At 66.3% G+C, this 13,176-nt stretch carries 10 protein-coding genes and 2 tRNA genes; 11 read left to right on the forward strand and 1 reads right to left on the reverse strand.

Translation table 11 applies throughout. The features are described from left to right. From dnaA to ACXPWS_RS00055, 11 genes are all read left to right on the forward strand, one after another. On the forward strand, positions 1 to 1,437 hold the full coding sequence (gene dnaA, locus ACXPWS_RS00005) for a chromosomal replication initiator protein DnaA (RefSeq protein ID WP_458710473.1): 1,437 nt from the start codon (positions 1 to 3) through the stop codon (positions 1,435 to 1,437). Positions 1,438 to 2,020: 583 nt separating this feature from the next. Beyond that, positions 2,021 to 3,220: a DNA polymerase III subunit beta gene (dnaN, locus tag ACXPWS_RS00010; RefSeq protein ID WP_458710474.1), complete on the forward strand. Its 1,200-nt coding sequence runs from the start codon at positions 2,021 to 2,023 to the stop codon at positions 3,218 to 3,220. A 30-nt stretch (positions 3,221 to 3,250) separates the two neighbouring features. Continuing rightward, the gene (gnd, locus tag ACXPWS_RS00015; protein WP_458710475.1) at positions 3,251 to 4,144 is read left to right on the forward strand and encodes a phosphogluconate dehydrogenase (NAD(+)-dependent, decarboxylating); all 894 of its coding nucleotides are present in this window, start codon (positions 3,251 to 3,253) and stop codon (positions 4,142 to 4,144) included. A 16-nt stretch (positions 4,145 to 4,160) separates the two neighbouring features. Next, entirely contained in the window at positions 4,161 to 5,321 is a 1,161-nt protein-coding gene (gene recF / locus ACXPWS_RS00020; RefSeq protein WP_458710476.1) for a DNA replication/repair protein RecF, read from the forward strand. Further along, positions 5,318 to 5,866, forward strand: a complete 549-nt coding sequence (locus ACXPWS_RS00025) for a DUF721 family protein (RefSeq protein ID WP_458710477.1) — start codon at positions 5,318 to 5,320, stop codon at positions 5,864 to 5,866. The genes recF and ACXPWS_RS00025 overlap by 4 nt, the downstream gene beginning before the upstream one ends. Positions 5,867 to 6,085: 219 nt before the next feature. After that, on the forward strand, positions 6,086 to 8,098 hold the full coding sequence (gene gyrB / locus ACXPWS_RS00030) for a DNA topoisomerase (ATP-hydrolyzing) subunit B (RefSeq protein WP_458710478.1): 2,013 nt from the start codon (positions 6,086 to 6,088) through the stop codon (positions 8,096 to 8,098). Between the two features lie 16 nt (positions 8,099 to 8,114). Beyond that, the gene (gene gyrA, locus ACXPWS_RS00035; RefSeq protein ID WP_458710479.1) at positions 8,115 to 10,679 is read left to right on the forward strand and encodes a DNA gyrase subunit A; all 2,565 of its coding nucleotides are present in this window, start codon (positions 8,115 to 8,117) and stop codon (positions 10,677 to 10,679) included. A 51-nt stretch (positions 10,680 to 10,730) separates the two neighbouring features. Beyond that, positions 10,731 to 11,540, forward strand: coding sequence for a DUF3566 domain-containing protein (locus ACXPWS_RS00040; RefSeq protein ID WP_458710480.1), 810 nt, complete (start codon positions 10,731 to 10,733; stop codon positions 11,538 to 11,540). 93 nt (positions 11,541 to 11,633) lie between these two features. Then, positions 11,634 to 11,707, forward strand: a tRNA-Ile gene (locus ACXPWS_RS00045). Between the two features lie 123 nt (positions 11,708 to 11,830). Continuing rightward, positions 11,831 to 11,903 (forward strand) — tRNA-Ala (locus tag ACXPWS_RS00050). A gap of 286 nt (positions 11,904 to 12,189) precedes the next feature. After that, positions 12,190 to 12,816, forward strand: coding sequence for a hypothetical protein (locus tag ACXPWS_RS00055; protein WP_458710481.1), 627 nt, complete (start codon positions 12,190 to 12,192; stop codon positions 12,814 to 12,816). Here ACXPWS_RS00055 and cwsA read toward each other — a convergent pair. Next, a complete protein-coding gene (gene cwsA / locus ACXPWS_RS00060) occupies positions 12,813 to 13,139 on the reverse strand; it encodes a cell wall synthesis protein CwsA (RefSeq protein WP_458710482.1) in 327 nt (108 codons plus the stop codon). The genes ACXPWS_RS00055 and cwsA overlap by 4 nt on opposite strands. Between the last annotated feature and the right edge of the window lie 37 nt (positions 13,140 to 13,176).

Consider the following 13,176-nt stretch of genomic DNA (forward strand, 5'->3'; position numbering starts at 1 on the left):
TTGGCCGCCGACCCCGATGCTTCCTTCGGCACGATCTGGAACAACGTCGTCGCCGAACTCACCTCGCAGCTGACACCGCAGCAGCGCGCCTGGCTGCGCATGGTCCAGCCCTTGGTCATCACCGAGGGATTTGCCCTGTTGTCGGTGCCCAGCCCGTTCGTGCAGAACGAGATCGAGCGCCATCTCCGTGAACCGATCGTCGCTTCGCTGAGCCGACAGCTCGGTCAGCGCGTCGAACTCGCCGTGCGGATCTCCACTCCGGAAGCCGAGCCCGAACCGGCACCGGCCGAACCGCAGGCCGCCGACGCCGAGGAAGTCGACGACGATCTCGAGGCGCGCACCAGCGCCGAACAGAGTTGGCCGACGTTCTTCAACCGGTCGCAGCCGGCCAATCCCGAACCCGACGATGTCAGCCTCAACCGGCGGTACACCTTCGAGACATTCGTCATAGGCGCATCCAACCGCTTCGCGCACGCCGCCACGCTGGCCATCGCCGAAGCGCCCGCGCGGGCCTACAATCCCCTGTTCATCTGGGGTGAGTCCGGTCTGGGCAAGACGCACCTGCTGCACGCCGCCGGCAACTACGCGCAGAAGCTGTTCCCCGGCATGCGGGTCAAGTACGTCTCCACCGAGGAATTCACCAACGACTTCATCAACTCCCTGCGTGACGATCGCAAGGCGTCGTTCAAACGCAGCTACCGCGATATCGACGTGCTGCTGGTCGACGACATCCAGTTCATCGAGGGCAAAGAAGGTATCCAGGAAGAGTTCTTCCACACCTTCAACACCCTGCACAACGCCAACAAGCAGATCGTCATCTCCTCGGACCGGCCGCCCAAGAAGCTGGCCACCCTCGAGGACAGGCTGCGTACCCGGTTCGAGTGGGGGCTGATCACCGATGTGCAGCCACCCGAGCTGGAGACCCGCATCGCGATCCTGCGCAAGAAGGCGCAGATGGACCGCCTCGATGTGCCTCCGGACGTGCTGGAGCTGATCGCCAGCCGCATCGAGCGCAACATCCGCGAGCTCGAGGGCGCGCTCATCCGCGTCACCGCATTCGCGTCGCTGAGCAACACCGCGATCGACAAGGCCCTCGCCGAGATCGTGCTGCGCGACCTGATCGCCGACGCCAGCACCGTGCAGATCAGTACCGCGACCATCATGGCGGCCACCGCCGAGTACTTCGAGACCTCGCTGGAAGAGCTCCGCGGGCCCGGTAAGACCAGGGCCCTGGCTCAGGCCCGCCAGATCGCCATGTATCTGTGCCGCGAGCTCACCGACCTGTCGCTGCCCAAGATCGGCGAGGCATTCGGCCGGGACCACACCACCGTGATGTACGCCGAGCGCAAGATCCGTGACGGGATGGCCGAACGGCGTGAGATCTTCGATCACGTCAAGGAACTCACCACCCGGATCCGTCAGCGCTCCAAGGGCTGAGCTCTTCTCCACATCCGCTCGAGTGCCGGCGTCCCGTCGGCGGCTCGGTGTTCGGCGTGCGCCGAAATCACCACCCGGAAGCTCCCGCCGGAAAATCTTTTCGAAAAAACTTCTGCCCCTGGCGCACCCTTTGTCACACGAAAAAGGTGTGCACACCGCTGTGTACAAGTTGCGCGTAACCGGCCGGCCAACGGGAGTTCACTCCACACTGCCGAAGTTATCCACATCCGCACCCAGTGCGGCCCGGGTAATTCCACAGGATGCGCACACCCCGCCGACCCGGCCCACCAGCGCAGCCACGGGGCTATCCCCAACCTGCACAGGCCCTATTACTGTTGCTTGTATCTCTACCTAGTTCCTCCTTTAGAAGAAGGCTGTTGGGGACAGAGCTCGCAATGTCCCGTTTCGGCACCGTCGTCGGCCCCCGGCTTCGGCGAGCGAATCGCTTTCAACTTCGCGCTCAACGCTCTACGGTGGTGATTCGATAGCCGGCATGGTCGCCGTTCACTTCGCGACTAGGCTCGGAGCGACACTGGGCATCCGCGCTCTTGTGCTTGTTGATGCGGTAGATCGAAGGGACGTTATGGACGTGGTGACGACGAGCGTTGGTCTCACCGATTTGAAGTTCCGCCTGGTACGTGAGGATTTTGCCGACGCGGTGGCCTGGGTCGCCCGTAATCTGCCCAGCCGCCCGACCGTCCCGGTCCTGGCCGGCGTGCTGCTCACCGGATCCGATGACGGGCTGACGATCTCCGGATACGACTACGAAACTTCCGCCGAGATCCGCGTTGCTGCCGAGATCGCTTCTCCGGGAAGCGTTTTGGTGTCCGGCAGGTTGCTCTCCGAGATCACCCGGTCGTTGCCCGCCAAACCGGTCGACGTCAGCGTGGAAGGCACCCGGGTATCGCTGAGCTGCGGCAGTGCCCGGTTCTCGCTGCCCACCATGGCCGTCGAGGACTATCCCTCGTTGCCGGCGTTGCCCGACGAGACCGGTGTGGTGTCGGCCGACCTGTTCGGCGAGGCGATCGGCCAGGTGGCTGTCGCGGCGGGCCGGGACGACACGCTGCCGATGCTCACCGGCATCCGCGTCGAGATCACCGGGGACAAGGTCGTGCTGGCCGCGACGGACCGGTTCCGGTTGGCAGTGCGCGAACTCACCTGGTCGACCACGGTCGCCGGCGTCGAGGCGGCGGTGCTGGTGCCGGCCAAGACGCTCGCCGACGCCGCCAAAGCCGGAACCGCGGGCACCGAGGTGCAACTCGCCCTCGGTGCGGGAGCGGCGGTCGGCAAGGAAGGGCTGCTGGGTATTCGCTCCAACGGCAAGCGGACCACCACCCGGCTGCTGGATGCCGAATTCCCGAAGTTCCGCCAGCTGCTGCCCACCGAACACACCGCGATCGCCACCGTGGGCGTGGCCCAGTTGACCGAAGCGATCAAACGCGTGGCCCTGGTCGCCGACCGCGGTGCGCAGGTGCGGATGGAATTCGACACCGACCACGTTCGGCTTTCCGCGGGTGCCGACGATGTCGGGCGTGCCGAGGAAGATCTGCAGGTCGAGTTCGCCGGCGAACCGCTCACCATCGCGTTCAACCCCGGCTATCTGACCGATGGGCTGAGCTCGTTGCACTCCGAGCGTGTGACGTTCGGCTTCACGACACCGAGCCGTCCCGCGGTGTTGCGGCCGGCAGGCGAGAATGATGAGACCGTCGGTTCATCCGGGCCGTTCCCGGCCGGTCAGACCGACTACGTCTATCTGTTGATGCCGGTACGTCTTCCTGGCTGACCGGTCCTACTCGCGGTAAAGGGGACATATATGCAGCTCGGGTTGGTCGGCCTGGGAAAAATGGGCTTCAACATGCGGGAACGCCTGCGTGCGGGCGGTCATGAGGTCATCGGTTACGACCCGCGGCCCGAAGTCACCGACGTTCCCACGCTCGGTGCCTTGGCGGACGCTCTCGCGGAGCCACGCGTGGTGTGGGTGATGGTGCCCTCGGGTGACGTCACCCACCAGACCATCGTGGAACTCGCCGAGCACCTGCGCCCGGGCGATCTGGTGATCGACGGCGGCAACTCGCGCTACACCGAAGACGCTCCACACGCAAAACTTCTGGGCGACAAGGGCATTGCGTTCATCGACGCCGGAGTGTCCGGCGGTATCTGGGGGCTCACCGAGGGCTACGGCCTGATGGTCGGCGGCAGTGATGCGGACGTGGCTGCGGCGATGCCGATCTTCGACACCCTGCGCCCTGCCGGCGATGTGGCCGACGGCTTCGTGCACGCGGGACCGGTCGGTGCGGGCCATTTCACCAAGATGGTGCACAACGGTGTCGAGTACGCCTTGATGACCGCCTATGCCGAGGGCTACGAAATGCTGGCGGCCGAGCCCCTGGTGAAGGATCCCGCAGCGGTGTACCAGGCCTGGAGCAACGGCACCGTGGTGCGGTCCTGGCTGCAGGAGTTGCTGGCCAAGGCGCTCAAAGACGATCCGGGCCTGTCGAACATCACCGGTTACACCGACGACTCCGGCGAGGGCCGCTGGACCGTCGAAGAGGCGATCAGGTTGCGAGTGCCGGTCCCCGGTATCGCGGCCGCACTGTTCGCCAGATTCCTTTCCCGGCAAGATGATTCACCGACAATGAAAGCCGTTGCGGCGCTGCGTAACCAGTTCGGTGGGCACGCGGTGCAACGAGTTTCAGAGTCGGGCTGAGCCCCGGGAACACAATTTGTACGTACGTCATCTGGTGTTGACGGACTTCCGTTCGTGGCCGCGGGCCGATCTCGAGCTGGGTCCCGGTCAGACCGTGTTCGTCGCACCGAATGGCTACGGCAAGACGAATATCGTTGAGGCACTGTGGTACACGGCCACCCTCGGTTCGCACCGGGTGGCCACCGATGCCCCGCTGATCCGGGCCGGTGCCGAACGCGCGGTGATTTCAACCATCGTCGCGAACGAGGGACGCGAACTGGCGGTCGATCTCGAGATCACCAACGGCCGGGCCAACAAGGCGCGACTGAACCGGTCACCGGTGCGCAGTCCGCGAGAGGTGCTCGGGGTGCTGCGGGCGGTGTTGTTCGCCCCCGAGGACCTGGCGCTGGTGCGGGGCGACCCCGGGGAACGGCGCCGATACCTCGACGAGGTGGCCACCACCCGGCGGCCGCGGATCGCCGGAGTTCGGGCGGACTACGACAAGGTGGTCCGGCAACGCACCGCGCTGCTGAAATCCGCGGGACCGGCGCGCCACCGCGGTGACACCGGACTGCTGGACACCCTCGAGGCGTGGGACGGACATCTGGCATCCCATGGCGCACAACTACTTTGCGCGCGGATCGAGCTGGTGACCCAGCTCGCCCCCGAGGTGGAGAAGGCCTACCAGCTGCTGGCTCCGGCGTCCCGGCCGGCGGCCATCAGGTATCGCAGCGGTACCGAGGCGGTGGAGGAACAGGCGGCCGCGGGCACCGTCGACCCGGCGGTCTATGAGGCCGCGCTGCTCGAGGAACTGGGCCGGCGCCGTTCGGCCGAGCTGGAACGTGGGGTGTGTCTGGTCGGGCCACACCGCGACGACCTCGAGCTGCGACTCGGTGACCAACCCGCCAAAGGTTTTGCCAGCCATGGCGAGTCGTGGTCGATGGCTTTGGGTCTGCGGCTGGCCTCCTATGAGCTGCTGCGCACCGAGGGGACGGACCCGGTGCTGTTGCTCGACGATGTGTTTGCCGAGCTGGACAGTGCGCGCCGGCTGGCCCTGGCCCAGGTGGCGGCCTCCGCGGAGCAGGTACTGGTGACCGCCGCCGTGCCGGCCGACTTGCCGGCCGATTGGGATGCGCGGCGTATCGAGGTCGGGATGCGCGACGATGACACGGGACGGATATCGGAGGTGCTGTCATGAGCGAAGATTCCGCCACACCGGAGTCACCGGAGCCCGAAGATCCCAGGGACATGGTCCGCCGGGTACTCGAGGAGGCCCGCGGAGCGGCGCGCAGTCAAGGCAAAGATGTCGGGCGTGGGCGCACGTCGCCGGCCCGGCGCACCCCCAACGCCGGCAGGCGCCGCGCCTGGTCGGGCCCGGGACCCGACGTCCGGGACCCGCAGGCTTTCGGTGCGGCCACCCGCGACCTGGCGCAGAACCGCGGCTGGTCCAAGCAGGTCGCCGAGGGTTCGGTGCTCGGGCAGTGGAACGTGGTGGTGGGCGCCGATATCGCCGACCACGCCACACCGACGGCGCTGCACGACGGTGTGCTGACCGTGGCGGCCGAATCGACAGCGTGGGCCACCCAACTCCGAATGATGCAGGCCCAGATTCTGGCCAAGATCGCCGCCGCCGTCGGCGACGGCGTGGTGACCTCGCTGAAGATCCTCGGTCCGCAGGCCCCGTCGTGGAAGAAGGGCCGATATCACATCTCCGGCCGCGGCCCAAGGGATACGTACGGATAGCTGCGAACTATGTCCGCTGAAAGCCGCCAGAATCCGACAAAGGAGTTTCTCAGGCGTCAGGACGCACCTTGTATCGCGAAATTCGACAGGCGCCGCGTTTAGATAGGTGGAAACGCCGCCACAGAATCAGTCCGGTGGGCAGGTGACGGTAGACTGTGACGAGATCTGCGGGCGGTACTGGATACCGCCCCCCGCGAACCCCAAGGAGACGCGTCCAACGTGGCTGCCCAGAATGAGTACGGTGCCGATTCGATCAAGGTACTAGAAGGCCTGGAAGCGGTCCGGAAACGTCCCGGCATGTACATCGGCTCGACCGGCGAACGTGGCCTGCACCACCTGGTTTGGGAAGTCGTGGACAACGCCGTCGACGAGGCGATGGCCGGCTTCGCCACCAAGGTGGACGTCCGCATCTTGGAGGACGGTGGCGTCCAGGTCACCGACGACGGCCGTGGCATCCCGGTGGCGATGCACTCCACCGGCATCCCCACCATCGACGTCGTGATGACGGTGCTGCATGCCGGCGGAAAATTCGAAGAGGGCGCCTATCAGGTGTCCGGCGGTCTGCACGGCGTGGGCGTCTCGGTGGTCAACGCGCTGTCCACCCGGCTGGAAGCCGATGTCCGCAAGGACGGGATGGAATGGCACCAGACCTATGACAGGTCGGTCCCGGGCACGCTGCGGCAAGGGGAGCCGACCAAGAAGACCGGCACCACCATCCGGTTCTGGGCCGATCCGGACATCTTCGAGACCACCACCTACGACTTCGAGACGATCGCCCGGCGCCTGCAGGAAATGGCCTTCCTCAACAAGGGCCTGACCATCGAGCTCACCGATGAGCGGGTCAGCCCCGCAGAGGTCGTCGACGAGGTGGTCAGCGACCATGCCGAAGCCCCGAAGTCCGCGGAGGAGAAGGCGGCCGAGAGCGCCGCGCCGCACCGGGTCAAGCACCGGGTGTTCCACTATCCCGGCGGCCTGGTCGATTTCGTCAAGCACATCAACCGCACCAAGACCGCCATCCAGCCCAGCGTCATCGATTTCGAGGGGAAGGGCCCCGGCCATGAGGTCGAGGTCGCGATGCAGTGGAATGCCGGCTATTCCGAGTCCGTGCACACCTTCGCCAACACCATCAACACCCATGAAGGTGGCACGCACGAGGAAGGTTTCCGCGCCGCGCTGACCACCGTGGTGAACAAGTACGCCAAGGAGAAGAAGCTCCTCAAGGACAAGGATCCCAACCTCACCGGCGACGACATCCGCGAAGGTCTGGCCGCCGTCGTCTCGGTGAAGGTGGCCCAGCCGCAGTTCGAGGGCCAGACCAAGACCAAGCTGGGCAACACCGAGGTCAAGTCGTTCGTGCAGAAGATCTGCAACGAGGAGTTGCAGCACTGGTTCGACGCCAACCCGGCTGAAGCCAAAACCGTGGTGAACAAAGCGGTTTCGTCCGCTCAGGCCCGGATGGCCGCGCGTAAGGCGCGGGAGTTGGTGCGCCGCAAGAGCGCCACCGACATCGGCGGGCTGCCCGGCAAGCTGGCCGACTGCCGGTCCACCGACCCGAGCAAGTCCGAACTGTATGTGGTGGAGGGTGATTCGGCCGGCGGCTCGGCCAAGAGCGGCCGCGATTCGATGTTCCAGGCGATCCTGCCGTTGCGCGGCAAGATCATCAACGTCGAGAAGGCCCGCATCGACCGGGTGCTGAAGAACACCGAAGTCCAGGCCATCATCACCGCGCTGGGTACCGGCATCCACGACGAGTTCGATCTGGCCAAGTTGCGCTATCACAAGATCGTGCTGATGGCCGACGCCGACGTCGACGGCCAGCACATCTCCACGCTGCTGCTGACCCTGCTGTTCCGGTTCATGAAGCCGCTGGTGGAGAACGGCCACATCTTCTTGGCCCAGCCACCGCTGTACAAACTGAAATGGCAACGCTCCGAACCGGAATTCGCATATTCCGACCGCGAACGGGACGGTCTGATCGCGGCCGGTAAGCAGGCGGGCAAGCGAATCAATGTCGACGACGGCATCCAGCGGTACAAGGGTCTGGGCGAGATGGACGCCAAGGAGCTGTGGGAGACCACCATGGATCCGTCGGTGCGGGTGCTGCGCCAGATCACCCTCGATGACGCCGCCGCGGCCGACGAACTGTTCTCCATCCTGATGGGCGAGGACGTCGAGGCGCGCCGCAGTTTCATCACCCGCAATGCCAAAGACGTTCGTTTTCTCGACGTTTAGCTGATACGAGGAATATATGACTGACACCACGTTGCCGCCCGGCGACGGCCCGGCAGACCGTATCGAACCGGTTGACATCCAGCACGAGATGCAGCGCAGCTATATCGACTACGCCATGAGCGTGATCGTCGGCCGCGCGCTTCCCGAGGTTCGCGACGGCCTCAAGCCGGTGCACCGCCGCGTGCTCTACGCCATGTACGACTCCGGGTTCCGGCCCGACCGCGGGCACGCGAAATCGGCGCGGTCGGTTGCCGAGACGATGGGTAACTACCACCCGCACGGTGACTCGTCGATCTACGACACCCTGGTCCGGATGGCGCAGCCCTGGTCGCTGCGCTACCCACTGGTCGACGGGCAGGGCAACTTCGGTTCGCCGGGTAACGACCCGGCGGCCGCGATGCGATACACCGAGGCCCGGCTGACCCCGCTGGCCATGGAGATGCTCCGCGAAATCGACGAGGAGACAGTCGATTTCATCCCCAACTACGACGGCCGGGTGCAGGAACCGACGGTTTTGCCGAGCCGTTTCCCGAACCTGCTGGCCAACGGCTCCGGCGGTATCGCCGTCGGTATGGCCACCAACATCCCGCCGCACAACCTCAACGAGCTCGCCGAGGCCGTCTACTGGTGCCTGGAGAACCACGAGGCCGACGAGGAGGCCACCCTCGCCGCATGCTGCGAGCGGGTGAAGGGCCCGGACTTCCCGACCCACGGCCTGATCGTCGGTTCGCAGGGAATCAACGACACCTACACCACCGGCCGCGGCTCGATCCGGATGCGCGGTGTGGTCGAGATCGAAGAGGACGCGCGCGGCCGCACCGGCATCGTCATCACCGAGCTGCCGTATCAGGTCAACCACGACAACTTCATCACCTCGATCGCCGAGCAGGTCCGCGACGCCAAACTGACCGGGATCTCCAATATCGAGGACCAGTCCAGTGACCGGGTCGGCCTGCGAATCGTGGTGGAGCTCAAGCGCGATGCGGTCGCGAAGGTGGTGCTGAACAACCTCTACAAGCACACCCAGCTGCAGACCAGCTTCGGCGCCAACATGTTGTCGATCGTCGACGGGGTGCCGCGCACGCTGCGCCTGGATCAGATGATCCGGTACTACGTCGCCCACCAACTCGACGTGATCAACCGGCGCACCCGTTACCGGCTGCGCAAGGCCAATGAGCGCGCCCACATCCTGCGCGGTCTGGTCAAGGCCCTCGATGCCCTCGACGAGGTGATCGCCCTCATCCGGGCTTCGGCGAATGCCGATGTGGCCCGAAGCGGCTTGATGGAGCTGCTCGACGTCGACGAGATCCAGGCCCAGGCCATCCTCGACATGCAGCTGCGCCGGCTGGCTGCCCTGGAACGGCAGCGCATCGTCGACGATCTGGCCAAGATCGAAGCCGAGATCGCCGATCTCGAGGACATCCTGGCCAAGCCGGAGCGCCAGCGTGCCATCGTGCGCGACGAGCTCAAGGAGATCGTCGACAAGCACGGCGACCCGCGACGCACCCGCATCATCGCCGCCGACGGCGACGTCGCGGACGAGGACCTCATCCAGCGCGAGGACGTCGTCGTCACCATCACCGAGACCGGGTACGCCAAGCGCACCAAGACCGACCTCTACCGCAGCCAGAAGCGCGGCGGCAAGGGCGTGCAGGGGGCCGGGCTCAAGGCCGACGACATCGTCAACCACTTCTTCGTCTGCTCCACCCACGATTGGATCCTGTTCTTCACCACGCAGGGCCGGGTGTACCGGGCCAAGGCCTACGACCTACCCGAGGCGTCCAGGACGGCGCGCGGCCAGCATGTGGCCAACCTGCTGGCGTTCCAGCCGGAGGAGCGCATCGCCCAGGTCATCCAGATCCAGAGCTACGAGGATGCGCCGTACCTGGTGCTCGCCACCCGCAACGGACTGGTGAAGAAGTCCAAGCTGGTCGACTTCGACTCCAACCGCTCCGGCGGCATCGTCGCGGTGAACCTGCGCGACGGTGACGAACTGGTCGGCGCCGTGTTGTGCTCCGCCGAGGACGATCTGCTGCTGGTCTCGGCCAACGGCCAGTCCATCCGGTTCTCCGCCACCGACGATGCGCTGCGCCCGATGGGCCGGGCCACCTCCGGTGTGCAGGGCATGCGGTTCAACGAGGACGACCGGCTGCTGTCGCTCAACGTGGTCCGCGAGGGTACCTATCTGCTGGTCGCCACGGCGGGCGGATATGCCAAGCGCACCGACATCGAGGAGTACTCGGCGCAGGGTCGCGGCGGCAAGGGCATCTTGACCATCCAGTACGACCGGCGCCGCGGCAGCCTGGTCGGCGCCCTCATCGTCGACGACGACACCGAGCTGTATGCCATCACCTCCGGCGGCGGTGTGATCCGCACGGCCGCGCGCCAGGTGCGCAAGGCCGGGCGGCAGACCAAGGGGGTGCGCTTGATGAACCTCGGCGAGGGCGACACACTGATTGCCATCGCACGCAATGCGGAGGAAGGCGACGAGCCCGAAGGCGAGCAGCTCGAGGGCGCTCAGCCCGAGGACAGTCAGCCGGCGAGCACTGAGCCAGAAGGCGATGAGCAGACCGACGCGTAGCGTGACCGCCGATTGCCACCGAGGCAACCGGATTGAGCTAAGGAGCCGTAGGTGACGTCACCGAAGGAACCCGGCCACTCGCGGGCAAGCGAGGGCCCCGGCAGCGCCAACAGCGCCGCTGGGGCGCCGGGTGCGACACCCGAAGGTGAAGCGCCCCCGTGGCAGCGCGGCCCGGCGGCCCGCGCCGGCGCGGCCCGCCCTGCCGAGGGCGGTGTGCGGCCCGCACCGCATGCCCCCGGTGTCGACGCCAGGCTGAACAGGTTCATCGCCGGCGGTAACGGGCCGGCCCGGGAGGCCGCTCCGCGGGAGACCGAGGTGCTGCCCACCCGCACCGAACGCCCCGAGCCGGCACGGTCGGAGAATTACGCCAGCGAACTGCCGGACCTGTCCGGCCCGGCCCCGCGCCCGGCTCGTCCGGCGGGTGCACCGGCGCCGCAGCCCGAGCAGCGGCCCGCCGCTCCCCCGGCCACCCGGGTGCAGGCCACCGCGCGCAAGCAGGGTCCGGTGCGGGCCAGCATGCAGATCCGCCGCATCGACCCGTGGAGCACGCTGAAGGTGTCGCTGGTGCTGTCGGGCGCGTTGTTCTTCGTGTGGATGATCGCGGTGGCGTTCCTGTATCTGGTGCTCGGCGGTATGGGTGTGTGGAGCAAGCTGAACAGCAACGTGGGCGATCTGCTCACCAGCAACAGCGGCACCGGAGGCGAATTGGTCTCCAGCGGAACGATTTTCGGTGGAGCCGCGCTCATCGGTCTGGTCAACATCGTGCTGCTGACGGCGATGGCGACGGCCGGCGCGTTCATCTACAACCTCACCACCGATCTGGTCGGCGGGGTCGAGGTCACGCTGGCCGACAGGGATTGATGGCCGGCCCGCCGGCGTGGCCGGCGGCAGCCGGTTTGGGTAGACGGGCGCCGTTACGGTAATCTCGTCGCTCGGCCGTAGAGCGGTATTTACGGGCCTATAGCTCAGGTGGTTAGAGCGCTTCGCTGATAACGAAGAGGTCGGAGGTTCGAGTCCTCCTAGGCCCACGGAAGGGTTACACCTTGAGGCTGGTGGTAGTGCTCGCGATGGCGGCGTCCGCGATCGCCGCCGCTTTGCTCTGGCGGTCGCGACACGGCGCCGAAGTCTGGCACACCGCGGAAAACCCTTAAGGGGCCTTAGCTCAGTTGGTAGAGCGCTGCCTTTGCAAGGCAGATGTCAGGAGTTCGAATCTCCTAGGCTCCACAATCTCTCTTTCACGTCGCGCCCTGTCTGCGTCGGCTACCTCAACCACCTATCGAATTCGGTTGAGCGCGCGCAATTTTCGTTAAGGTAACCGCCTGATCTCTTACTCCCCGTTTAGTAAACCGGTCATCTTCTCAGCAATCCGCCACAGCTCAAGGGTGCGAAACGCATAGGGTTCGAACGGTTACCGTGCCGTGTTAAAAATGTGACCTTTGTAGCCCAACGTTACCGAAGTGACATCGCGTCTCGATCCGCACGATGCCATCGGGGAACGAAGGGGAACGGTATGACGATTGCGCTGTATCACCAGACATTGCCGGACTGGGCCAGCCGGCGAAGGCTCGGCCGCGCGCTGGTGCGCACCGGCGACGTCCTCGCCACGGTGCTCCGGCCGGTGTTGGTGGCGGTCGCCATCCTGATCGCCGCGATGTGGTGGTCCGTGCCGCGTGCCGCGGCCGACCCCGTCACCACCGTCCTCAACGACGTGGGCGTCGGCAACAACGGACCGATCAGCTCGATGATCGCCCAAGTGGGTGAGATGTTCTGCCCGTTGCTCGCCAAGGCCGGCAGTAACTTCGCCAGCGGTTCCTACAACGCCAACGGCAACGCGCTCGGCGGTGCGGTGGCGGGCGGCGTGACCAATCTGGTCATCCAGAACCAGTGCCCGTCCTGGATCAACGACCTGGCCAACGGCCACGTGCCCGGCGTGTTGACCGGTGCCACCTCGGCGCTCAACCCGATGCAGAGCGTGACGGGCGCGGCGACCAATCCGCTGCAGGCCCTCACGGGAGCGGCCGCCCCGCTGCAGACACTCAGTGGCACCACGGCCGGCATCCCCGGCCTCCCGACGACCGGAGTCCCTTCGGTCCCGACCATCGGTCTGCCGACCACCGGCTTGCCGGCACTGGGTTAAGGCCGCTGGGACACCTCGACGCTCGGCGGCAACGGTGACGGGTCGGGCCGCGTCGAGCGGCGCACGATCGAGAACGTCACGGCGCCGCCGGCCAGCACCACAGCCCCGACCGCGATCCACAGCAGCGGCTTGCGCCGGCGCGGCGGCTCGGCCACCGGCTCGTTGCGCAGCCGCCGTCCCAGCCAGGAAGCCGACGCGCTGGCCGAGGTCAACCCCACGCCCAGGGTGCCGCGGGTGAGGTCGACGGGGCCCACCACGGTGTACTTCAGGCCGCGGGCGAGCCGCTGGCCGGGCGTCAGCCGGACATCCGTGTCGGAACTCATGGGCACCTCTTTCGCAGACGGGCAGGAAACGCGCCTC

The organism is Mycobacterium sp. BMJ-28 (genome assembly GCF_054404835.1).

Bases quoted from the DNA above. Each gene is read 5' to 3' on its own strand.
- dnaN (WP_458710474.1), top strand. From the start codon at position 2,021: ATGGACGTGGTGACGACGAGCGTTGGTCTCACCGATTTGAAGTTCCGC.
- gnd (WP_458710475.1), top strand. From the start codon at position 3,251: ATGCAGCTCGGGTTGGTCGGCCTGGGAAAAATGGGCTTCAACATGCGG.
- ACXPWS_RS00025 (WP_458710477.1), top strand. From the start codon at position 5,318: ATGAGCGAAGATTCCGCCACACCGGAGTCACCGGAGCCCGAAGATCCC.
- gyrA (WP_458710479.1), top strand. From the start codon at position 8,115: ATGACTGACACCACGTTGCCGCCCGGCGACGGCCCGGCAGACCGTATC.
- ACXPWS_RS00055 (WP_458710481.1), top strand. From the start codon at position 12,190: ATGACGATTGCGCTGTATCACCAGACATTGCCGGACTGGGCCAGCCGG.
- cwsA (WP_458710482.1), bottom strand. From the start codon at position 13,139: ATGAGTTCCGACACGGATGTCCGGCTGACGCCCGGCCAGCGGCTCGCC.